This is a genomic window from Prevotella amnii CRIS 21A-A, from assembly GCF_000177355.1.
Lineage (GTDB): Bacteria > Bacteroidota > Bacteroidia > Bacteroidales > Bacteroidaceae > Prevotella > Prevotella amnii.
Window position 1 is genome coordinate 1 of the sequence record NZ_ADFQ01000102.1, and the last position, 22,753, is coordinate 22,753.

A 22,753-nucleotide genomic window follows, 5' to 3' on the forward strand; every position below is an offset into this window, starting at 1 on the left:
GTGTATATATCTTTTATGTTGCTCAAGAGATTTTAAATAATTACAATTCTATATATGTTAATTTAATAGATGTGTTATTAAAATCTTAAATGTCTTTAGCACAAGATTGAGCAAGATAAATATATTTAAAATTAAAACTCACTGGTAAAATGGAACTTGATATGTTCAAAGTCTTGCTGTGCCATGCTAAGAACATAGCCGGAGTCTGCTAAGAAGACATCTCGTCCCTCTGTATCTTTTGCCATGTATTGATATTTGCGCTTTTTGAAGTTTTCAAGTTCTTTTTCATCGTCAGCTTCTACCCAACATGCTTTATATAGGTGGACAGGCTCCCAACGACATTTTGCGTTATATTCGTGTTCTAAGCGGTATTGTATGACTTCAAACTGTAGCTGACCCACTGTGCCTATGATGCGACGGTTGTTAAACTGGTTAACAAACAGCTGTGCCACACCCTCATTCATAAGCTGCTCAATGCCTTTTAAGAACTGTTTAGACTTCATAGGGTCGTCGTTTTCTATGTATTTGAAAAGCTCAGGAGAGAAGCTTGGTAAGCCTTTAAAATGTATGTGTTCGCCTTCTGTGAGCGTATCGCCAATTTTAAACACTCCACCATTATCGGGCAAGCCTACAATATCTCCGGGATAAGCCTCTTCTACTGTGTTTTTACGTTGTGCCATAAACTGTGTTGGTGAAGAGAAGCGCATAGTCTTATTATTGCGGACATGTAGGTAAGGCTGATTTCGTTGAAACTTACCAGAGCATACTTTACAAAAAGCTATGCAAGAACGGTGGTTAGGGTCAATATTGGCAGTTATCTTAAATATGAAACCAGTAAACCGCTCTTCTTTAGGGTCTACCATTCTTTCTTCGGCTTTAACAGGTCGTGGGCTTGGAGCTATCTCTACAAAGCAGTTAAGCAACTCTTGTACACCAAAATTGTTTAGTGCAGAGCCAAAAAACACAGGTGCTACTTCTGCTTTACGATAGCTTTCTTTTTCAAACAGAGGGTATACTCCTTCTACAAGTACTAACTCTTCACGTAGCTTTTCTGCAAAATCGGCTCCCACCTGCGAGTCGAGCTCTTCAGAATTGATGTCCACTTCCACTTTTTGTGTAACACGTTGTTTGTTAGGGGTGAAGAGATTAAGCTGCTTTTCGTAGATGTTATATACTCCTTTAAATCGTTGTCCTTGTCCTATGGGCCATGACAGTGGGCGCACTTTAATGTTTAGTTCTTGTTCTAACTCGTCAAGGATATCGAAAGGATCGCGCCCCTCACGATCCATTTTGTTAATGAATATTATAACGGGAGTGTTGCGCATACGGCATACTTCCATGAGCTTTCGTGTTTGTGTTTCTACACCTTTTGCAGCATCGACAACGATAATGGCAGAGTCGACAGCGGTGAGAGTACGATAAGTGTCTTCAGCAAAATCTTGGTGACCGGGGGTATCAAGTATGTTTACTTTATAGTTGTTATAATCGAACTCCATTACAGATGTCGACACAGAGATGCCACGTTGTTTTTCTATATCCATCCAGTCCGATGTAGCACTCTTCCTTATTTTATTACTTTTAACAGCTCCTGCTACTTGTATTTGTCCTCCAAAGAGTAAAAACTTTTCAGTAAGTGTGGTCTTTCCAGCATCAGGGTGAGAAATAATAGCAAAAGTGCGCCTACGTTGTATTTCGTTCATATTGTTATCTAATATGTTCTTATAGTTTTTATATATATGTTTTATATTATATATCTTGTATTCTTTGTGGCAAGTTTATATGCCTTATAGCAAGAATAAATGTTATAATTCTGAGATACATTTTTTAAGTGAGCTAACCCAGTATGGTATCTTTAAGCCAAATGTATCTTTTATTTTTGTTTTATCCAGTACAGAATAAGCAGGGCGTTTTACCTTAGAGGGGAACTCATTGCTATGGCATGGAAGTATTTCACAAGCAGTATTGCCCGAGAGTTCAGCTATTTTTATGGCAAAGTCGTACCAGCTGCAAACACCTTCATTAGAATAGTTGTATATTCCTGTATGGTTTTCATAGAGTCTATGTTCTATGATATTAAAAATAGCTTCAGCCAAATCGCCTGCATAGGTAGGTGTACCACATTGGTCGAACACTACTTTTATTTGTGGTTTATTAGCAGTAAGATTAATCATAGTCTTTACAAAGTTATGTCCAAACTTGCTGTAAAGCCATGCTGTACGTATGATGATATGTTTTACCTTAGTGAGTTTTATTTTTTCTTCCCCATGCAGCTTAGTGAGCCCATATACTCCTGTTGGCGTACCTTCTTGGTTCTCGAGGCATGGAGTGTTGTAAGGGTCGGCACCAAAAACATAGTCGGTACTTATATGTATGAGTAGTCCCTCTACCTCTTTCATAGCTTTAGCAAGATTTTCAGGGGCAGTGGCGTTGAGTGCTTCTACTATAGTGCCTGCAGTTTCGGCAGAGTCTACATTAGTCCACGCTGCACAATTTATTATGCACCTTATGTCTTTTTCTTTTACTATTTTACGTATATCATCAATATTTGTAATATCCAGATGGGTGTAACCTTCACATATATCAGTAAAGATATAGTTGTCTTTACTCTTTTTAGATATTAATTGTATTTCGTTACCAAGCTGTCCATTAGCTCCTGTTACAAGAATATTCATGTTGTGTGTGTTTTTAGTTTTGCTGACCAAAGTCTATTCCTTCTGTTTTGTCTTTTATATAATAGTCGGATAACATTCCTATGAAAGTAGTTATCTCTTTAAGTGCAATATTAGTTTCTGAGGTAATTTCCTTTTTTTGCAAACGAAGCATCATCACGCCATATAATAGGTCAAAGCATGTTTCTATTTCGCTATGAGATAAAGTAGCAGCAATTGGTTTTAGGTTTTCATCACCTTTGCGTGCCATAGTATCGGCTACTCTCTTTGTTTTCCCTCTGAGCTCTACAATAAAGGGCAATACGCGATAATATTCTGCTGAATAGAAAGGAAATTTTGAAGAGTGTAATAGCTCAGAGTGAAGCTCTGTGAGTGCTTGCATAACAACTTTGTTTATTTGTAAGTGTCCAGATTTTGTGCAGCCTTCTTGCTTCATCATGCGCACTAAATTGCCAAACCAGTCTTCCTCATCTTCTTTTTGCTCTTCTGTATAGTTAAAGCTTTCTATATATTCTTTACGGATGCGTGTGAGAGAGCAGTCGTACGCTCGTATAACATCTTCTATTTGCCACATATATAGCAAATACTCTGCAATGCTTTTTTTACGTAATTGTTTAGCAACAAACATAATTTATTTTGCTTTGAAAGTGTAGTTTTTAATAAAAGGAAGGAAGATGATATAGATTGAATATTATTCCAAACAATATAATTAAAGAGAATAATATAACTATAGCTCCAATAATCTTGTTTATTATAATAATTCCTTTTTTGTTAAACTTTCCTTTAATTTTACTAATAATCCATGTAAGACCATACCACCACATCATAGCCCCTATGGGTATGGCTATAAAACCTGCTATCATCTCGAAAGTGTGTGCAGGCTGTATAAAGGCAAATTGTGCAAAGGTGGCCATGAAAAGGAATATAATAAGTGGATTAGAAAAGGTTACAGCAAAGGCTGTTAAGCCGTTATGAAGAATACTTCCTTTGCTTTTGCCAGATTTGTGCATGTTCTTAGTAGGGTCTGAAATGAAGCAATAAATGCCAAAGAAGAGCAGCAGTATGCTGCCTACCATCTGTAATATGAATTGGTACGAGGGATTAGATAAAGGTTTCATTATAAAGCTCATGCCAAAACCTACTATGAGTGCGTATATAACATCGCTTAGGGTAGCTCCTAAGCCTGTAATAAAGCCATACCAACGCCCTTTGTTAAGTGTGCGCTGTATACAAAGTATACCAACTGGCCCCATAGGAGCTGAGGCTATAATGCCTATAAGAAGACCTTTAAAAATAAAATCTAATATATCTAACTGAATAGGAAAATCCATTATTGTTATTATAATTGAACTGCAAAATTGCGAAAAATATGTGAGATAGGCAAAAATAAGCATTAAAAGTTTGTAGACTTAGGCTTTTTTTCTACCTTTGCGAAAAGATTTTTTTGAACTAAAAACTACAGCAATATGGAAATGCAAGAACAAAAACCTTTTGTAATAGGGTTAGATTTAGGTGGTACTAATGCCGTTTTTGGCATTGTTGATCAGCGTGGTCATGTGTTAGCTACCAATTCTATCAAGACTCAGGCATATAAGACAGTAAATGATTTTGTTGACGCTGGTATAGAAGCTCTAAAGCCTATTATAGCTAAGGTGGGAGGTATAGACAGCATCAAGGCTATGGGAATAGGTGCTCCTAATGGTAATTTTTATCGTGGTACAATAGAGTTTGCACCTAATTTGTCATGGGGTCATACAGGAATAGTTCCTTTAGCAGATATGTTTGCTAAACGGCTGAATATTAAGGTAGGCTTAACTAACGATGCTAACGCTGCGGCTATTGGTGAGATGCAGTACGGAGTGGCTCGTGGTATGAAGAATTTTATTATGATTACTCTTGGAACAGGGGTAGGCTCTGGTATTGTTGTTGATGGCAAGATAGTATATGGTTCTGATGGTTTTGCGGGCGAATTAGGTCATGTTATCATGGTGCGCGGAAAGGAAGGCCGTAGCTGTGGTTGTGGGCGTTTTGGCTGTTTAGAGGCTTATTGCTCGGCTACAGGTGTGGCACGTACAGCTCGTGAGTTTTTAAAGAAGTCGGAAGAATATTCTCTTTTACGTGAGATGAATCCTGAAGACATTACTTCTCTTGATGTTTCTATCGCAGCAGGTAAGGGCGATAAGATAGCTCTTGAGGTATATTCTTTTACGGGTAAGATGCTTGGTGAGGCTTGTGCGGACTTTGCTAACTTCTCTTCTCCAGAAGCATTCATCTTCTTTGGTGGGTTAACAAAAGCTGGCGATCTTATTATGAAGCCTATAGTAGATACTTATAGAAAGAGTGCTTTGCTCATCTTTAGAGATAAGCCAAAGTTTTTAGTAAGCTCACTTGATGACGCTGCTGCTGCTGTATTAGGTGCTTCTGCTATAGGTTGGGAGCTTTAAGAAATTTGTTTATTTTCATTCATTGCAAGCCTCTTTTTATGAGAGGTATATTTTTAAAAGCGAAAAGTATATACTTATAAAAGTATTTTCTTTTCGCTTTTTTTATTTTGCTCTTTCGTTTTGCTCTTTCGCTTTTTTATTTTATCTTTGCGTGTATTTATATTTTTAAGAGTATGAAAAGAGAAGATGATATAAAGAAAGCAATAGAAGTAATGCGTCAAGGTGGCATAATCCTTTATCCTACTGATACTGTTTGGGGTATTGGTTGTGATGCTACTAATGCTGATGCAGTGGCAAAGGTTTATAAATTAAAACGTAGAGACGATTCGAAAGCTCTGATTTGTCTTGTCGATTCGGAAGATCGTTTGCAAAGATATGTAAGAAATGTTCCTCAGGTGGCATGGCAACTTTTAGAAGCTGTTACAAAGCCTACAACACTTATACTTGATAATGCAGTCAATTTAGCATCTAACCTTATAGCCGAAGATGGATCTATAGGTATGCGTATTACGAACGAGCCTTTCTCAAAAGAGCTTTGTTACCGTTTTCAGAAAGCCATAGTAAGTACTTCTGCAAATATTAGTGGTGAGCCAGCAGCGCAAAATTATCGTGATATTTCACAAGAGGTATTAAATGGAGTAGATTACGTTTGTTTTGCACGTCGTCAGGAACATGAGCCCCACACACCTTCAAGTATTATAAAATTGAGTAAAGATGGTACTGTAAATATCATTCGTAAGTAAAACATAAACTTCCACATCCAAATGGATATTTTGGAAAATAGTAGTACTTCAAAGCATTTAGGCATAATAGAACGTTTTGATAAATGGCGGTCAGACTTTATTTCTGATAAGCAGTTTGTATATATTCTTGCGTTTTGTGTAGGCTTTTTAGCTTCTGTGGCAGCATACGTTCTGCACACGATGATACGTGAAATAGAAGCTCTTCTTACTTCAGGTTTTAAGATTACCAATGTTAACTGGCTTTATTTACTTTATCCGGTTATAGGTATATGGCTTACTTCTTTGTTTATAAAATATGTGGTTAGAGATAGCATTTCTCATGGTATTACGAGAGTGCTTTATGCTTTAGCTACTAATAAATCGAAGATAAAAGGTCATAATACATGGTCTTCTATAGTAGCATCTGCAATAACAATAGGGTTTGGTGGGTCTGTAGGAACAGAAGCTCCTATTGTTCTTACAGGTTCAGCTATAGGTAGTAACTTAGGAAAGTTATTTAAGTTAGAAGATAGAACCTTAATGCTGCTTGTTGGCTGTGGTGGTGCAGCTGCCGTTTCAGGCATATTTAAAGCTCCTATAGCAGGTCTTGTTTTTACGCTTGAAATACTTATGGTAGATCTTACAATGGCTTCGCTATTACCAATATTGATAGCTACTGTAACGGCTACATGCTTTTCTTATCTTTTTACAGGAACTTCTCCTATGTATGCCTTTCATGTAGATTATGAATGGCAGCTTAACCGCATTCCTGCAACAATACTATTTGGTGTTTTTTGTGGCTTTTTATCGCTTTATTTTATACGTGTGATGACATGGTGTGAAAACTGTTTTGGCAAGCTTTCTAAATATCCTTACACCAAGCTCCTTGTTGGTGCTTTGATGTTGTCGTCTTTAATATTCTTATTTCCATCTCTTTATGGTGAGGGATATAACTGTTTGCGTGTGTTTATAGAAGGTAAGACTATAGAAGAGTGGCAAACTGTTATGCGAGGGTCTTTATTTTCAGGCCATTCGCAGCTATTAGTATTGTATGTAGGGTTAGTTATGATGACAAAAGTGTTTGCCACAAGTGCTACTAATGGCTCGGGAGGCTGTGGAGGAACATTTGCTCCTACACTTTTCATAGGTGGTTTTGCAGGATTTTTCTTTTCTCGTATATGGAATATGCAATTGATAGGTTTGTATGTCCCTGAAAAGAATTTTGCTCTCTATGGCATGGCAGCCTTAATGTCGGGGGTGATGCATGCTCCGCTAACTGGTATTTTTTTGATAGCTGAGCTAACTGGTGGTTACCAGCTTTTTATACCATTACTAATAGTAAGCATTAGTTCTTACCTGACTATAAACCTATTTGAGCATCATAGTATTTATGCTATGCGTTTAGCAAGGCAAGGTAAGCTGCTTACTCATCATACCGATCGTTCAGTGCTGACACTTATGACAATGGATAAGATGTTAGACCGTAGCTATACCCCTGTTCACCCAGACATGGATATGGGTAAGCTGATACAAGTTATAAGTGGTAGCTATACCGATTATGTTCCGGTATTAAATGATAGTGGGGTGTTAGTAGGGGAAATAGATATAGTAAAGATACGTCATGTATTGTTTCGTACAGAGCTATACCATCGTTTTATAGTAAGCCAACTAATGACACCGCCTTTAGCTACGCTTGGCGTAAACGATCCTATGAAAGATGTAATGAAAGTGTTTGAAAAAACAGGTGCCATCGCCCTGCCTGTAGTAGATGTAAATAATTGCTTGGTAGGCTATATATCGCGAGTAAAACTCTTTGATAATTATCGTAAGCTTGTGGCTGATTATAGTACAGAATAGTAAGAAAGAAACTGTTATTTAACAATTTTATTAATATAGACATTGATGAGAAAAGAAGATCTTCGTATTGTTTTTATGGGTACTCCAGAGTTTGCTGTAGAGTCGTTGAAATCATTGGTAGAAAACAATTTTAATGTTGTAGCAGTGGTAACACAGCCAGACAAACCTGTAGGTAGGCATCAGGACCATTTACAGTCTTCACCTGTAAAACAATATGCCTTAGCTCATAATTTGCCAGTATTGCAGGCAGAAAAGCTAAAAGAAGAGCAGTTTCTTTCTACGTTAAGAGCTTATAAAGCCGATATACAAATAGTAGTAGCATTCAGAATGTTACCAGAGGTAGTATGGGCTATGCCTCGTTTGGGTACGTTTAATGTTCATGCTGCTCTTTTACCACAATATCGTGGAGCAGCACCGATAAATTGGGCAATTATAAATGGAGAGAAAAAGACAGGTGTTACTACGTTTTTTTTAGATAAGAATATAGATACAGGTAGAATGATACTTCAGCGTGAGTTTCCTATACCTGATGAGGCTGATGTAGAATATGTTTATAATGGGTTAATGCGTTTGGGGGCAGAAATAGCAATAGACACGGTTAGTTATATTTTAAAACAACTTCCAGATAACTGTTTGGAAGGTATAAACTTTTCTAAAGTACTTGATAAGATAAGTACTCCTCAGGTTAATGAAGAATCTCTTCATAAAGCTCCAAAAATATTTAAGGAAACATGTCGTATTTGTTGGAATGCAGAAGCAAAGAAGATTTATGATTTTGTGCGTGGTTTAAGTCCATATCCGGGCACATGGACTACGATGCTATTACTTGATGATACTCTTAAAACATCTAAGAATAATATTGTTTTAAAGGTGTTTAAAACGGCAAAGACAATGCGTATAGCAGAGTCCGAGCCAGGTACCTTGTTAGTAGAGAAGGGTCATTTATATGTAAATACTACCGATTATCTTTTAGAACTGCTTGATATGCAGCTACCAGGTAAAAAGCGCATGGATGTAAAATCGTTTTTAAATGGTTTTAAGATGATAGATCACTACAAGTTAGAGTAATGGCTTAAGATATATTTTTATTTCTCTTTCTTTTTTTATTTATATAAGCAATAACAATAGTTAGTATAAATAAAGATAGATATAATTCTTTGTGTAATGATACCATTATACATTAGTGTAAAGGTTGTTTTTAAAGAGGGATTTACTTATTTTTAGGTATTTCCTAAAGGTTTTTGTATGCTTACCTTTACACCTTTAAAAAGGATTGGTAAATGAAACGAACAAGAATATTATTTTTTATATGTTGTATTTTTAACATACTAACTATTTATGCGCAGAATAGAATAAAAAGTCTTGTTCTTGAGGAGTCTACTAATCAGCCTGTTATAGGAGCTACAGTAATGTTAGAAGATAGCAAACGTGTACTGGCAGTAACCGATGAGAATGGGCAGTTTTATGCTGAAAATATTCAGGGTAAAACTATTCGTATAAGTTATATAGGCTATAAGCCTTTGATAGTAAAAGCAAAACAGAATGCTACCTATTATTTAGTAGGCGATACCAGTGCATTAGCAGAAGTAGTAGTAACAGCACAAGAATCTCAAGCCTTAGTAACAGCTTCTACAATAGGCAAACAAGCTATGGAGCATTTGCAGCCATCAAGTTTTACAGACTTGTTAGAATTGTTGCCGGGTGGTCGTTCTTTAGATCCTAATTTGAGTGTTCCTAATTGCATTCGTTTACGCGAAGCAATGCCTTATGGAAGTGTAAATTATAGTACATCTTCGTTAGGGACAAGTTTTGTGTTAGATGGTGCTCCTATATCAAATAATGCTGATAAGCAATATATATCAGGAGCATGGGAGCCACAAGTAACTAATAGGACATTTATAAATAAAGGAGTTGATATGCGAGCTATATCAACAGATGATATAGAAAAGGTGGAAGTGGTACGTGGAATACCCTCTGTAGAATATGGAGATCTTACATCAGGTTTGATAAAGATAGAACGTAGGCATGGGGGACATGATACTAACGCTCGACTGAAATCAGACATGAGCAGCAAATTGTTTTATTTAGCCAAAGGTTTTGAGTTGGGAAAGCTATGGACACTTAATCTTAGTGCAGACTATTTAAAAGCTAATAACGATCCTCGTAACACTCTTGAGGGATACTCTCGTATAACTTTTTCTCTTAGGAGTGATGTAAAGTGGAGAAAAGAAAGCTATAATATAAGGTGGGCAAATAATTTAGATTATAGCGGTTCGTTTGATGGAGAGAAGTTAGATCCTGATCTTAATAAAGGTAAACGTGATATATATAAATCAAGTTATAATCGTTTTGCTTTTAATTCTTCTTTGAACCTTATTTTACAAAAGAAGTTCTGGCTAAAAAGTGTGAACGCTGTTGTTTCAACAAGTTATCAACACAATTTTACTTCACGTTTGCGCTTAGTGCAACTATTACGTATGATGCCTGCTCTTTCTACTACAAAAGAAGGAGAACATACTGTAGCTATTTTACCTTATACCTATTATGGGCAACATGACGTAGACGGGAAACCGCTTAATGTGTTTGGTAAAGTGAATGTTCATTTACAAATTCCATGTTATAGAATAAGCAATAATCTTTTATTAGGTTCTGATTTTTCCTTAGATAAAAATTATGGTAGAGGTCAGGAGTTTAATCCTTTAGCTCCACTTTATACTGGAACATCTGTAAGACCACATAAGCTATCGTTAATACCTGCAATGAGCATGATAGCTTTTTATGGTGAAGAGAAATTACATATTCCAATTGCTCGTAATATATTCTTTTTAGAAGGAGGTGTTAGGATTAGTCAGATGCTTAATTTGTCAAGGGTATATGCTATGCATGGGCAATGGTATGCCGACCCTCGTATAAATATAGGGTGGTTATTCCCACAAATAAACATAGGAAAACGTACTGTTAATATACGCTTACATGGAGGGGTAGGGCAGCACACAAAGTTTCCTACTATGGATTACATATATCCAGATAAAAACTATTTAGATATTATTCAGTTAAGTTATTATCACCCTAAGGAGTATTTAAGGACAATTAATGTGCGTACATTTGTACTTGATGTGACGAATAAAAATATACATCCTGCTTGTAATCTTAAATGGGAAATGGGTACAGATATAAGTTTTGCAGGTAATAAGCTGTCTGTGATATTTTTTCATGAAGACATGAAAGATGGTTTTCGTCCTAATATTATATATAGACCTTATAGGTTTAAGCAGTTTAACACATCTATGATAGATGGTAAAAATATAACAGCACCTCCAGATGTAAATAATCTTCCTTACACAATGGAACAAGAACTGTTAGGATCGACAGAATATTCAAATGGTAGCAGAACGTTAAAGAAGGGTTTGGAATATACTTTTTCTACTCGGCGCATTCCTTCTCTATATACTCGATTAACTATAAATGGAGCGTGGTTTAAAACTATTTATACCAATTCGCAGTTAGTAGCTTATCGTCCATCTGAAGTTATAAACGGAAAACAAATACAGTATGTGGGCTTATATAGAGATAATGATGGTTTGAAAACAGAAATGGCAAATACCAATTTTACGTTCGATACCAATATTCCTAAGCTCAGATTGGGTTTTTCGTTGTCTGCTCAATGTCTTTGGTTTACATCTTCACAGCGTTTACCATTAAGTAATGAGCCAGAACGATATATAGACTCTGATGGAACCTTACACGAATGGAAAACAGAAGATAAAGATAATGTTTTTTTATATTATCTTATTCGTAATCATAATGAAAAAGAATATATTAAATATACAGTACCTTTTTCTATGAATTTAAATTTGAAGGTAACAAAGAAGTTATTGAATGATCGTTTAAACATAGCTATGTTTTGTAATAGAATGTTAGATTATACACCAGACTATAAGCAGGATAAAATAACTATTCGACGCAGTGTGCGACCTTATTTTGGATTAGAAGTGAACTTAAAGTTATGAAAAGATATTTTTTTATTATATGTTTTGCTTTTATTGCTTGCATATTAATATCGTGTGATAACAGAACAGAAGAATATATGGCTAACGTTACAATTATTGTAAATTGTGATGACGCTAAAGATATAGATAGAATTCAGGCTACAGCTACAATTACCAACTTGAATAGTAAGCAGGTATTTAGGTCAGTAAAGTTTATAAAAAACACTCTTACAGAAGTGGTTTTACGTGGTGCATACAAGATAACACTTGATGGGGTAATACGTTATATTGATAAAAATAATAAAGTTAGAGTACGAACGTTTCGTAGTACAACCAATTTTGTTAGTATAACAGGGAGTAATGACACTCATCTTTTAATGCAAACTATATTTACCGACTAAATGAGACATCTTCGTTTTTTACATATTATCTTTTATATAATGTATGCAACAAGCTATAGTGTTGCACAAGATTCTGCGCGTATAGAGCGGGCTACTTTAAAAGAAATAAGTTGGCAAAAGGATTGGGAAAATCCTGCAAGTTATGGAGATACATATAAATACAATCTTTCCGAACTTACGCTTACAGGCAATTTTAAAAGTAGTACATCTCCTTTTATTCTTGAAAATGGAAAAGGAAATAAAGATATTGAGGCAAAAGTAATATCATATCTTCATCTTAATAAGCATATAACCGTATGGGGTAATGCTTCGTATGTTGCCGGGCATAGGTTAAATGTAAGCTGGAATTCTACTGCCGACTATAATTTGCTTGCACCATATATACTTGCCGATTCTGTAGGAGGGGATACAGAACGTGAAAGATACAATTTCTTAGGAGGGTATGCCAGAAGATCAGGGAACTGGAGAATTGGAACAGAATTACAATTTCGTGCAGAACAAGAATGGAGAAGGCAAGATCCACGTATGAGGGGGATTGTTTCAGATTTAAGTATTAAGCTGGGAGCTTCTTATTTATTAAATAATTATAGTATAGGAGTAGTAACTTTAGTAAATATCTACAAACAAACTACTGGCGTAGACTTTTATAATGAATTGGGAGGGGTGCCAGAATATATCATGACAGGATTAGGAACATATTATAAACGCTTTTCAGGGACTAATACAAATATTAGTTACAAGGGGAAAGGTGTTGCTTTCTTATTTTCAGTAACACCAGTTTTAGAAAAAGGATTTTTTAGTAAAATAAGCTATTCAAAGCAAAGTTACAATGAAATATCTGATGAGTATAACTCATTACCATTAACAACACTTAATAAAAATAAAGCAGTAATAATAATAGGATATAATTTTAAGAAAGCAAGAAATATGTTTTCTATATATGGATATTATAAAGATTTGCGAAAATATGGTATAGAGCATATAGCTGGCGATGCAAAATTGGGCGACTATCCCATAATAGCTAATCTTACAATGTATAAGCATTATATACGAACAGCTTATCTTGGGGCTAAATATATTATGAGAACGCAAAGTGAGTGGACTTTTGGAGGTAAAGTGGGTTTTATTGATAATACCTCCAAATATATATATCCGTATAGGGAAATAGGTGTTTCCCATTTCTTTAGCGAGCTTTCAATAAATTATATATATTCTTTTGCAAAGCAATGGTTGTTAGATTGTGGAGTTACAACCACTTATTTTAGAAAAAGTGATAACAAAATAGATATGCCGTATGCAGATATAGAAAAGTCTTTTGCTAAGTATATAAACTATAACTATGCTCAATTGAAGAGTAACACGGCAGAGTTAAAAGGCAATATGCGTATCGATTACAAGTTAAAAAATTCTCGCTATGGTGTTTTTGCTGATATTTATGGCGGTATAATATCTAATTCTGAACATGTGAAAGGTGTAACAACAAGTCTAACATTAGGTTTGCGGTTTTAAAATAACAAATTAATAATAATTCAAAAAAATGAAAATGACAAAGAAAGTTTTATTTAGTATCACATTGCTGCTTAATTTATGTTTCTTTTTAGTATCTTGTTCTACAGAGAACGAGCCTGAAACGGTATCTAAAACATCTGTAAAAATTAATCTTGAAACACCTATTAATATTCAGGTGAAAGAACTAACAAACACAGTTGTTTTGCTTACAAACAAGCAGACAAAAGAAGTTTATAGTATAAAAGATTTTAGTAAGACTGAAAAAGGTTATACAGCAGAGCTTAAGGAAATACCAGTAGGTTCTTATTCTATTAAAGCTTCAGGAAAATTAACCTATGAGGCAAATGGAAAAGAGGCGTTTATGGAGGTAAACAGTGTAAACGAAAACGTAGAAATAGCAGGAAATAGTGCTAATGAGATCAACCTTTTATTAAATGGGTACACCGGGAAAGAAGGTTTTGTTATATCTGAAATATTTTTCCGTGGCACACAAACTAAAGCAGGTAAACCTTATTTTGCCGATCAATATATTAAAATAGCTAACAATACAGATAAAGTAATGTATGCTGATAGCTTAGTTATAATGGAATCTATTTATACAAATGGGAACAAACATGAATATATTAAAGATTATAGAAATGAAGGTTTCGCAGCTCAAGCTATATATATGATACCGGGTAATGGTAAAGATGTTCCTGTAAAACCGGGTGAAACATTATTATTGGCTTTAAATGCTAAAAATCATAAAGCTGTAAATCCAAATTCATTCGATTTAAGTAATGCAAACTTTGAGTTTTATGATGTTTCTACCAATACTTATAAAGATGAGCAGAATGATAATGTAAAGGATCTTGAGCGCTTGTTTACCTATTCAGCATCTATTTTAGTATTGAATATGAGCGGTGTTAAAGCGTATGCAATAGCTAAAATACAAGGCTCAAAGGACGACTTTTTAAAAAATTATAAGTATGCAGCTCAATATCATAATGATATCAATGGTAAGCTGATGACGCAACAGGCTTATTTCGTTCCTTCTCTTTGGGTTATTGATGCTGTTAATGTAGATATGAAGGATAATCCTCATGATTGGAATATTATACCTGTTTCTATGGATAGCGGCTATACTTATTGTAATGATAATAAAAAAGATAAGAGCGGAATAGGTACTGCTGTAGTACGTAAAAAGAAGAATGGTAAGTATGTAGATACTAATAACTCAACTGAAGATTTTATTCCTAAAGCTACACCAACTGTAAAATAGAAAATGTAACTCCTCCTCTAAAAATATAGTTAGAGGAGGGTAGTTTATAAATAAAACATATTATGATAAAGTTTTTTTTAGCCTTATTTTTCTCTACGTTATTGCCATTATCCGTGTCTTCGCAAAAAGTAGAGGCAGATAAGTCTTATAGAATAGGGAAATTAAGCAATGGGCTTACTTATTATTTAAAATATAATGCAAAGGAAAAAGGATTAGCCGAATTTTTCATAGCACAGCGTGTAGGATCCATTCTTGAGGAGCCTCGACAGCGAGGATTGGCACATTTTTTAGAGCATATGGCATTTAATGGCACTAAACATTTTCAAGGAAATGGAAAATCACTTGGCATTGTGCCATGGTGTGAAACCATTGGTGTAAAATTTGGTGCGAATCTTAATGCTTATACAAGCGTAGATCAAACAGTTTACAATATTTCAGCTGTACCTATTATGCGTGAAGGAATAATAGACTCTACTTTGTTAATTCTGCATGATTGGAGCCATTTTTTATTGCTTGAAGATAATGAAATAGATAAAGAGCGTGGTGTTATTCATGAAGAATGGCGTACGCGCCGAGCAGGAATGGCTATTCAACGTATGATGGAACGTGTTATGCCTACTATATATAAAGGAACAAAATATGAAGATTGCCTCCCTATAGGCTCAATGGATATTATAGATAATTTTCCTTACAAAGACTTACGAGATTATTATCTAAAATGGTATAGACCAGATTTACAGGCTATTATTATTGTAGGAGATATTGATGTGGATAAGATGGAGCAAAAGATACATAATGTCTTTTCTGATATTCAAAAGCCAGAAAATCCTGCAAAAAGGATATATTATCCAGTACCAGATAATAAAAAAATGATAGTTGCCATTGATAAAGATAGCGAACAGCCTATAATGCTTGTTACTCTTTATATGAAACAAGAATCTACTCCAGACAGTGAAAAGGATCTTATATTAACGCAACGTAAAAAATATTTAAGTTCTTTGATTATAAAAATGCTTAATAACAGATTAAGTGATATAAGAAAACAATATAAGCCTCCTTTCCATAGTGCTTCTGTAAATGATGGGAGCTTTTTTATATCAAAAACAAAAGATGCGTTTTCAGTGTCTTTCGGGTGTTTACAAGAAAACGTAAAAGGATCATTCGATGCTGTTATAGGAGAAGTGGAGCGTGCACGGCAAAACGGATTTACAATGAGCGAGCTGCAACGTGCAAAAACTACTTTGCTTAAATCTGTAGAACATAGGTATGCAGAGCGGAAGGAACAGCGTAATCGTACTTTTGTAAAAAAGGCTTTGCAAAATTTTTTAGATAACGATCCTATCATGTCCATAGAGTATTATTATAAGCTTATACAAACTTTTAATGCACAGATAACTTTATCAGAGGTTAATAAGGAAGTAGCCGAACTTATATCAAATAAAAATCAGGTACTTACTATTTATGCCCCATTAAAAAAAGATTTTCCTATTGCAGATAAAGAAACATTTGAAAAATATGTACTTGATGCTCAATCGAGGAGATATAAGCCTTATAAAGAAAAGCCATTGCATGAAAAGCTTATAAGTTTTTTACCAAAGAAAGGAAAGATAATAAAAGAAATAGATTGGGATAAATTTGGAGTAAAGAAACTTATATTAAGTAATGGGGTGGAAGTTTATATAAAGAAAACTTCTTTCGCAAATGATGATATAAGTATGCGTTTTTATGGTGAAGGTGGTACATCTTTATATCCCGACTCAGATGCTATTAATTTTCCGATGCTTTCAAGTGCTATTGTTAATGCAGGAGTAGCTAACTTTGATAAGGTAAAATTGGATAGAATACTTAATGGAAAAAATGTTAGAGTATCTCCTAATGTTGGCGTTGAGACGCAGGCTATTAATGGAAGATCGTCGGTAAACGATTTTGAAACTATGATGCAACTAACTTATCTTTATTTTACATCCCCACGTAAAGATTTAAAGCAATTTAGAAGCAGTATAGAGACTATGCGATCTTTTTTAAAGAATCGTGAGGCTAATCCACAAGTAGCTTATAATGATTCAGTTTCGGCTATTCTTTATGGAAATAATCCACGAGTACAACCTATGAAAAGGAAAGATCTTGACCGTATTTCATATAGTAGGATATGGAAAATTTACACAGAACGTTTTAGTGATGCTTCTGCTTTTAAGATGGTTTTGGTGGGAAATGTAAGCATGGAAAAGTTGCGCCCATTGCTTTGTAAATACATTGCTACGTTACCAAGCAAATGGGAACACAGTGTGGCTAAAGATAGTTATCCTCAAGTGCGCAATGTGAATGAAACGCATATCTTTATGAAGAAAATGAATACTCCTTCTGCTTTAGTAAATATTTTTTACACTTTTAATGAGCCTTTTAATGTTAGAACAGATGTTGCTCTTGATGTGTTAAAGCGTGTCCTTACGATAGCTTATACTGATTCTGTACGTGAAGAGAAAGGTGGAACTTATGGAGTGAGAGTGCAAAGTAGATTAGATAATAATTCGAAGCCACGTGGACTTCTTAAGATAAGTTTTCGTACAGATCCAAAAAAATACGAAATGTTGATACCCATAATATATAAACAAATAGAAAATATAGCTAAAAAAGGACCTTTAAAAGAAAGTTTGTCTAAAGTAAAAGCATATTTAATTAAAGCATATAACCAATCTATACAGACCAATGATTATTGGGATTATGTAATTTATAACCGTTTGCGTCATAATATAGATTTCTTTACTGATTATAAGAAGATAGTAAATAATATTACCTTGCAGGATATACAATTAATAGCAAAAGATATATTGAAGTCTGATCGTAGAATAGAAATTACAATGATATCTGAATAGAAAAGAAATAAAAGCAAACTTTTATACATAAAGATAGGTATAGAAATTAACTCCCTATTTCCTTTATAATTAAGAGAATAGGGAGCTAAAATATAAAAGTAAATGTAATGTTTATTTAATCATACTTACCGATCGTTTTATAAAGTTGTCTAGATCTTTGCCCTGAAGCATACCATTTTGTAATAGAGCAAGATCTATAAGCTGGTGAATGGCAGAATTATCTTTTGCTGCATTAGCTATAATCTGTTTTTGCTTTTCGGTTAATTCTGTGATATTCTTTCTTGTATTCTGCAAATCTTCTTTTTCTTTTTCTGGAATATCTTCTGCTTTTTTATCTTTTTGAGCTTGTTGTAAAGCAGCTTCGCGAGCTTTTTGTCCCTTTATTTCACTATTGATAGGTTTTAGCTCATTATCTGTTTTAGCAGAGATATCAGATAAAATCTGTTTTATAAGAGTATGATCGATATTTAACACAATATTGTAAGAGTCTGGCATTTGTCCATAGAAAGCCATTCCTTGTTGGAATTGGCTCATTTCTTTCATACGCCTCATATACTCATTTTGAGTAATTAAAATAGGCATACAGCTATTACCCATAGCTTGTACTTCTACAGAAAAACTACGTTTTTCATTTACAGGTATCTGTGAGCTGAATGCATTTGACAACTTGTTATTATCTTCTTTTGAAAGGTTTTCTTTTTTATCATCTCCTTTAGGAATAATTCTATCTATTATATCAGAGTCTACGCGCACAAAACGACTCTTCTCCATTTTTTGCTCTAACATAGATAGAGTAGGAACATCTATTTGTCCATCTGCTAAGATAACACTATAGCCTTTTTGCTTAGCAGCTTCTATATAAGAAAATTGCTCTTCTTTATTATTAGTGTAAAGATATACTAATTGCCCATCTTTATCAGTTTGGTTATCTTTAATAAGAGTTTTGTATTCGTTAAGAGAAAAATACTTACCTTCTGTATCTTTTATAAGGGTAAAGTCTTTTGCACGTTCATAGAAATCTGATTGTGATAACATACCATAATTTATAAATAATTTAAGGTCGTCCCACTTTTGTTCGTACTCTTTACGGTTATCTTTAAAAATACTATTTAAACGATCGGCAACTTTTTTCGTAATATAAGTAGAAATTTTCTTTACATTAGCATCACTTTGTAGATAAGAACGGCTAACATTTAGAGGAATGTCTGGAGAATCTATTACGCCGTGTAGTAATGTGAGGAATTCTGGTACAATACCTTCCACTTGGTCTGTAACAAATACTTGATTACAATAAAGCTGGATCTTATTACGCTGCAATTCTATATTATTCTTTATCTTAGGGAAATAAAGAATGCCTGTTAGGTTGAAAGGGTAATCTACATTTAAATGGATCCAAAACAAGGGATCGTCATTCATAGGATGTAGAGTTCGATAGAACTTTTGATAATCTTCATCTTTCAAGGTAGAAGGTGCTTTTGTCCAAAGAGGTTCTACTTTGTTTATGATATTATCCTCATTAGTTTCAATTGTTTTACCATCTTTCCATTCTGTCTTTTTACCGAAAGCTATTGGTATTGCCATGAACTTGCAGTATTTATTAAGTAATTCTTCTATTTTAGCTTTTTGCAAGAATTCCTTACAATCATCATCTATATAAAGAATAACGTCACTACCGCGGTCAGTTTTTTCTATTTCTTCTATACTAAATTCAGGACTGCCATCACAACTCCATTTTACAGCTTTAGAACCTTCTTTATAGCTTTTTGTAACTATTTCAACCTTTTTAGAAACCATAAATGTAGAGTAGAAACCTAATCCAAAGTGTCCAATTATAGCTTCTGCTTTATCTTTATATTGTTCTAAGAAATCATTTACACCAGAGAAAGCTATCTGATTAATATACTTATCTATTTCTTCAGCTGTCATGCCTATACCATGGTCGCTTATAGTTAAAGTGCCTGCTGTTTCATCAAGTTTTACGTGTACAGTAAGATCGCCTTGTTCTCCTTTAAAGTCGCCAGTTGCAGCTAAAGTCTTTAATTTTTGTGTAGCATCAACAGCATTTGAAACTATTTCGCGAAGAAATATTTCATGATCTGAATATAAGAACTTTTTAATAACAGGGAAAATGTTCTCTGTGGTAACTCCGATATTTCCTTTCTGCATATTTTTATGTTTTATGTTATTTTTTATATTATGTAATTCTAAATACAAATATTGTGCCAAAATATCAAAAGAAAAAGCTCATTTAGTATATAGCCTATAATAAGGTGTAATGCTAAATGAGCTTATTTAGTTAGATTTTTTATTAAATATAATTATAATGCTATGAATAACAGATAGAAAAATAATTATTTAATATTTTGTAACACAGCGAGCAAGTGATCCCAAACCATTTGAACCGTAGGAATAAGTAAACGCTCTTCTGGTGTATGAACATATCGTAATGTAGGACCGAAACTAACCATATCTAAATCAGGATATTTTTCAGAGAATAGTCCACATTCTAAACCAGCATGAATACCTTTTACTACAGGTTTTTTCCCAAATAGCTTCTCATATTGTTCAACAGCAACCTTTGTAAGTTTAGAATTAGGATTCATTTTCCAAGCAGGGTAACCATCGTTCTGAATTATATCAGCACCTGCCAGCTCAAAACAAGCTTTTATGCTGTTAGCCATATTTGTAAGATTACTCATAACGCTAGAACGTTGTGAGGAAACAATGACAACTTGTCCTTCTTCAGATTGGATAGAAGCTATATTACTAGACGTTTCTACTAAATCTTTTAGATCTTCATCTTGGCATGTTGTTAAAGGACCATTATCAACAGCTTGCAAAGAAAGGATTATACCACGAGAGATGTCTTTTGGCATAACTTTTTGTTCAGTGGTACTTGTTAAAGTCCATTTCATTGTAGTATCTGTTACGTGAAATTCATCTTCTACAGCTGCTGTGAAAATATTCCATTCTGCTTTCACTTCATCTTTTTTATCTGCAGGAACAGCAAAAATTATCTTACCATCTCGTGGAATAGCATTATGCATCTTGCCAGAGTTCCATTGTGCTAAGCGGAGATCCATCTTCTCTTGTAAAAGATATAAGAAACGAGAGAATATTTTTATAGCATTAGCACGCTTTTTATTAATATCATCTCCAGAATGTCCACCTGTTAATCCCTTTAAAGTAGATTCAAAAAAGAAATATTCAGAAGGAGCTTTTTCACGAGTAAATTTAAAAATTGCTTGTGTGTTAATTCCACCAGCACAACTTACAAACATTTCCCCTTCATCTTCAGAATCAAGATTAATTAAGTAATCGCCAGACATAAAACCTGCTTGTAACCCAAAGGCACCAGTTAGTCCTGTTTCTTCATCTACTGTAAATAAGCATTCTATATGGCCATGTTTAATATCGTTAGAATCGAGTAAAGCTAATTCCATTGCACAACCTATACCATCGTCTGCGCCGAGAGTAGTACCCTTTGCTGTTAGCCAATCTCCATCTATATAAGTTTGTATAGGGTCTGTTTCAAAATTAAAATCAGCATCAACAAGCTTATCACAAACCATATCCATATGGCTTTGAAGTATTACAGTAGGAGCTGTTTCCATACCAGCAGTAGCTGGCTTACATATTAGAACATTACCTGTTTCATCTTCTTTAAAAGGTAGATTATGTTCTTTCGCAAAATTCTTAAGATAAGTTCTTATTTTTTCCTCATGTTTAGATGGTCGAGGAATTTGATTAATCTTAGCAAACTGTTCGAATACGTTTGCTGGTTTTAATTCTTGATTTGTCATTTTTATTAGTCTTTATTTTGTAATGTTACTGATTTGTATTAACTTTGTCGCTAAATATATTGCAAAGATAGCCAAAATGTTAATAACATTATTATATACTCTGTTAATTATTGCTATATCAATGGTATTATTGAGTATTCGGGTGTTGATTAAAAAGAGAGATTCTTTTAAATCGCAACATATTCATGACAACGAATACCTTCAAAAAAAAGGAATACACTGTGTGTTAGATCAAGATAAAGAGGCACGTCATACTAATAGAGCATTTTAAAATTTATAGAATATTATTATTGAAAATCAAATAAGAAATAACAATGAAAAAAGGTTTTAGAAATATTGCTTTTTGCTCATTTGCAGCATTAGCATTTACAGCTTGTAATAACCAACCAAAGTTGAATGATACTGCATCTGATAATACTTCTACAAAAACAACATCAGCAACATCATCTACACAAAAATTTGCTTATGTAGAAATAGATTCTATTATGAGTCAGTATAATTATTGGAAAGATGTAAAAAAGATGATTAAGGCCAAAGAAGCTAATATACAAAGAACATTAGCTAATAAGCAAAAAGCATTGCAAGCAGCAGCTGCCAATTTCCAACAAAATCTGCAGGCTAATAAGTATACTCAAGCGCAAGCACAACAGATACAAGCTTCTATTCAGAAGCAAGCTCAAGATGCTGAAGCCTTACAGCAACGTTTGGGAGCAGAGTATCAAAGCGAAGTTGCTAAATATAATAAAGCTTTATCTGATAGTGTACATAACTATTTAAGAGTATTCAATAAAAACAGAAAATATTCTATTGTTTTTGCAAAGAGTGGAGATAATCTTCTTTATGTTGATCCTGCTTATAATATAACTAATGATATAATAAAAGGATTAAATCAAGAATATAAAGGATTGAGTAAATAAGGTGGAAATAAGGCATTATGCTTTTATCTAAAAATATTTAAAGATTAAGTTTCGAGGATATAATAATAAAAATATTTAGGTTTATTGTAAAGGCTATCATTAAATAGATAGAATAAATACTTTGTTAAAGCAAGCCTATAATTTTATTTTTGTTGTGGCTATAAAATCATTTAAAGGATTATTTGTGAGAGTGCTGCAATTGAATTATTCTTTCTTTTAAGATATAAGATTTAGTGTTTCTTTTTATTATATTAATAAAGAAGGGGTACTATAGCTGACGATGAAGTATTTTTTTATTATAGAAACTT

The 22,753-nt window shown here is 33.9% G+C and carries 17 protein-coding genes; 11 read left to right on the forward strand and 6 right to left on the reverse strand.

What is annotated here, in order from left to right; genetic code table 11:
* Positions 1-131: 131 nt before the first annotated feature.
* The 4 genes from HMPREF9018_RS09315 to HMPREF9018_RS09330 all read right to left on the reverse strand — a co-directional run bounded on the left by HMPREF9018_RS09315 (position 132) and on the right by HMPREF9018_RS09330 (position 4,000).
* Positions 132-1,700: a peptide chain release factor 3 gene (locus tag HMPREF9018_RS09315; RefSeq protein ID WP_008450924.1), complete on the reverse strand. Its 1,569-nt coding sequence runs from the start codon at positions 1,698-1,700 to the stop codon at positions 132-134.
* A 102-nt stretch (positions 1,701-1,802) separates the two neighbouring features.
* A complete protein-coding gene (gene rfbD, locus HMPREF9018_RS09320) occupies positions 1,803-2,672 on the reverse strand; it encodes a dTDP-4-dehydrorhamnose reductase (RefSeq protein WP_008450920.1) in 870 nt (289 codons plus the stop codon).
* 13 nt (positions 2,673-2,685) lie between these two features.
* Positions 2,686-3,297, reverse strand: a complete 612-nt coding sequence (locus HMPREF9018_RS09325) for a DUF4924 family protein (RefSeq protein ID WP_008450975.1) — start codon at positions 3,295-3,297, stop codon at positions 2,686-2,688.
* 28 nt (positions 3,298-3,325) lie between these two features.
* Positions 3,326-4,000, reverse strand: a complete 675-nt coding sequence (locus HMPREF9018_RS09330; RefSeq protein ID WP_008450942.1) for a LysE family translocator — start codon at positions 3,998-4,000, stop codon at positions 3,326-3,328.
* Between the two features lie 135 nt (positions 4,001-4,135).
* Between HMPREF9018_RS09330 and HMPREF9018_RS09335 the strand changes: the two genes are divergently transcribed.
* The 9 genes from HMPREF9018_RS09335 to HMPREF9018_RS09375 all read left to right on the forward strand — a co-directional run bounded on the left by HMPREF9018_RS09335 (position 4,136) and on the right by HMPREF9018_RS09375 (position 17,725).
* A complete protein-coding gene (locus tag HMPREF9018_RS09335) occupies positions 4,136-5,113 on the forward strand; it encodes an ROK family protein (protein ID WP_008450956.1) in 978 nt (325 codons plus the stop codon).
* 173 nt (positions 5,114-5,286) lie between these two features.
* Positions 5,287-5,856, forward strand: coding sequence for an L-threonylcarbamoyladenylate synthase (locus tag HMPREF9018_RS09340; RefSeq protein WP_008450950.1), 570 nt, complete (start codon positions 5,287-5,289; stop codon positions 5,854-5,856).
* A 21-nt stretch (positions 5,857-5,877) separates the two neighbouring features.
* A complete protein-coding gene (locus HMPREF9018_RS09345; protein ID WP_008450952.1) occupies positions 5,878-7,692 on the forward strand; it encodes a chloride channel protein in 1,815 nt (604 codons plus the stop codon).
* A 45-nt stretch (positions 7,693-7,737) separates the two neighbouring features.
* A complete protein-coding gene (fmt, locus tag HMPREF9018_RS09350) occupies positions 7,738-8,760 on the forward strand; it encodes a methionyl-tRNA formyltransferase (protein WP_008450959.1) in 1,023 nt (340 codons plus the stop codon).
* 212 nt (positions 8,761-8,972) lie between these two features.
* Positions 8,973-11,702 carry a TonB-dependent receptor gene (locus HMPREF9018_RS09355; RefSeq protein WP_008450968.1) on the forward strand — a complete coding sequence of 910 codons (2,730 nt, stop codon included), beginning with the start codon at positions 8,973-8,975 and terminating at the stop codon, positions 11,700-11,702.
* Entirely contained in the window at positions 11,699-12,082 is a 384-nt protein-coding gene (locus tag HMPREF9018_RS09360; RefSeq protein ID WP_019036149.1) for a hypothetical protein, read from the forward strand. The genes HMPREF9018_RS09355 and HMPREF9018_RS09360 overlap by 4 nt, the downstream gene beginning before the upstream one ends.
* Positions 12,083-13,591 carry a DUF6850 family outer membrane beta-barrel protein gene (locus tag HMPREF9018_RS09365; RefSeq protein WP_008450966.1) on the forward strand — a complete coding sequence of 503 codons (1,509 nt, stop codon included), beginning with the start codon at positions 12,083-12,085 and terminating at the stop codon, positions 13,589-13,591.
* A 34-nt stretch (positions 13,592-13,625) separates the two neighbouring features.
* Positions 13,626-14,852, forward strand: a complete 1,227-nt coding sequence (locus tag HMPREF9018_RS09370; RefSeq protein ID WP_039864837.1) for a DUF4876 domain-containing protein — start codon at positions 13,626-13,628, stop codon at positions 14,850-14,852.
* A gap of 62 nt (positions 14,853-14,914) precedes the next feature.
* Positions 14,915-17,725 carry a M16 family metallopeptidase gene (locus HMPREF9018_RS09375; protein ID WP_008450928.1) on the forward strand — a complete coding sequence of 937 codons (2,811 nt, stop codon included), beginning with the start codon at positions 14,915-14,917 and terminating at the stop codon, positions 17,723-17,725.
* 111 nt (positions 17,726-17,836) lie between these two features.
* Here the strand turns inward: HMPREF9018_RS09375 and htpG are convergent, their stop codons facing one another.
* Together htpG and HMPREF9018_RS09385 are read right to left on the reverse strand one after the other, a co-directional pair.
* Entirely contained in the window at positions 17,837-19,891 is a 2,055-nt protein-coding gene (htpG, locus tag HMPREF9018_RS09380) for a molecular chaperone HtpG (RefSeq protein WP_008450973.1), read from the reverse strand.
* Positions 19,892-20,076: 185 nt separating this feature from the next.
* On the reverse strand, positions 20,077-21,528 hold the full coding sequence (locus HMPREF9018_RS09385) for an aminoacyl-histidine dipeptidase (RefSeq protein ID WP_008450938.1): 1,452 nt from the start codon (positions 21,526-21,528) through the stop codon (positions 20,077-20,079).
* Between the two features lie 76 nt (positions 21,529-21,604).
* Between HMPREF9018_RS09385 and HMPREF9018_RS11470 the strand changes: the two genes are divergently transcribed.
* Both HMPREF9018_RS11470 and HMPREF9018_RS09395 read left to right on the forward strand, forming a co-directional pair.
* The gene (locus HMPREF9018_RS11470) at positions 21,605-21,799 is read left to right on the forward strand and encodes a hypothetical protein (protein WP_008450970.1); all 195 of its coding nucleotides are present in this window, start codon (positions 21,605-21,607) and stop codon (positions 21,797-21,799) included.
* A gap of 43 nt (positions 21,800-21,842) precedes the next feature.
* Entirely contained in the window at positions 21,843-22,445 is a 603-nt protein-coding gene (locus tag HMPREF9018_RS09395; RefSeq protein ID WP_008450963.1) for an OmpH/Skp family outer membrane protein, read from the forward strand.
* The last annotated feature ends 308 nt before the right edge of the window (positions 22,446-22,753 follow it).

Bases quoted from the DNA above. Each gene is read 5' to 3' on its own strand.
- HMPREF9018_RS09315 (WP_008450924.1), bottom strand. From the start codon at position 1,700: ATGAACGAAATACAACGTAGGCGCACTTTTGCTATTATTTCTCACCCT.
- rfbD (WP_008450920.1), bottom strand. From the start codon at position 2,672: ATGAATATTCTTGTAACAGGAGCTAATGGACAGCTTGGTAACGAAATA.
- HMPREF9018_RS09325 (WP_008450975.1), bottom strand. From the start codon at position 3,297: ATGTTTGTTGCTAAACAATTACGTAAAAAAAGCATTGCAGAGTATTTG.
- HMPREF9018_RS09330 (WP_008450942.1), bottom strand. From the start codon at position 4,000: ATGGATTTTCCTATTCAGTTAGATATATTAGATTTTATTTTTAAAGGT.
- HMPREF9018_RS09335 (WP_008450956.1), top strand. From the start codon at position 4,136: ATGGAAATGCAAGAACAAAAACCTTTTGTAATAGGGTTAGATTTAGGT.
- HMPREF9018_RS09340 (WP_008450950.1), top strand. From the start codon at position 5,287: ATGAAAAGAGAAGATGATATAAAGAAAGCAATAGAAGTAATGCGTCAA.
- HMPREF9018_RS09345 (WP_008450952.1), top strand. From the start codon at position 5,878: ATGGATATTTTGGAAAATAGTAGTACTTCAAAGCATTTAGGCATAATA.
- fmt (WP_008450959.1), top strand. From the start codon at position 7,738: ATGAGAAAAGAAGATCTTCGTATTGTTTTTATGGGTACTCCAGAGTTT.
- HMPREF9018_RS09355 (WP_008450968.1), top strand. From the start codon at position 8,973: ATGAAACGAACAAGAATATTATTTTTTATATGTTGTATTTTTAACATA.
- HMPREF9018_RS09360 (WP_019036149.1), top strand. From the start codon at position 11,699: ATGAAAAGATATTTTTTTATTATATGTTTTGCTTTTATTGCTTGCATA.
- HMPREF9018_RS09365 (WP_008450966.1), top strand. From the start codon at position 12,083: ATGAGACATCTTCGTTTTTTACATATTATCTTTTATATAATGTATGCA.
- HMPREF9018_RS09370 (WP_039864837.1), top strand. From the start codon at position 13,626: ATGACAAAGAAAGTTTTATTTAGTATCACATTGCTGCTTAATTTATGT.
- HMPREF9018_RS09375 (WP_008450928.1), top strand. From the start codon at position 14,915: ATGATAAAGTTTTTTTTAGCCTTATTTTTCTCTACGTTATTGCCATTA.
- htpG (WP_008450973.1), bottom strand. From the start codon at position 19,891: ATGCAGAAAGGAAATATCGGAGTTACCACAGAGAACATTTTCCCTGTT.
- HMPREF9018_RS09385 (WP_008450938.1), bottom strand. From the start codon at position 21,528: ATGACAAATCAAGAATTAAAACCAGCAAACGTATTCGAACAGTTTGCT.
- HMPREF9018_RS11470 (WP_008450970.1), top strand. From the start codon at position 21,605: ATGTTAATAACATTATTATATACTCTGTTAATTATTGCTATATCAATG.
- HMPREF9018_RS09395 (WP_008450963.1), top strand. From the start codon at position 21,843: ATGAAAAAAGGTTTTAGAAATATTGCTTTTTGCTCATTTGCAGCATTA.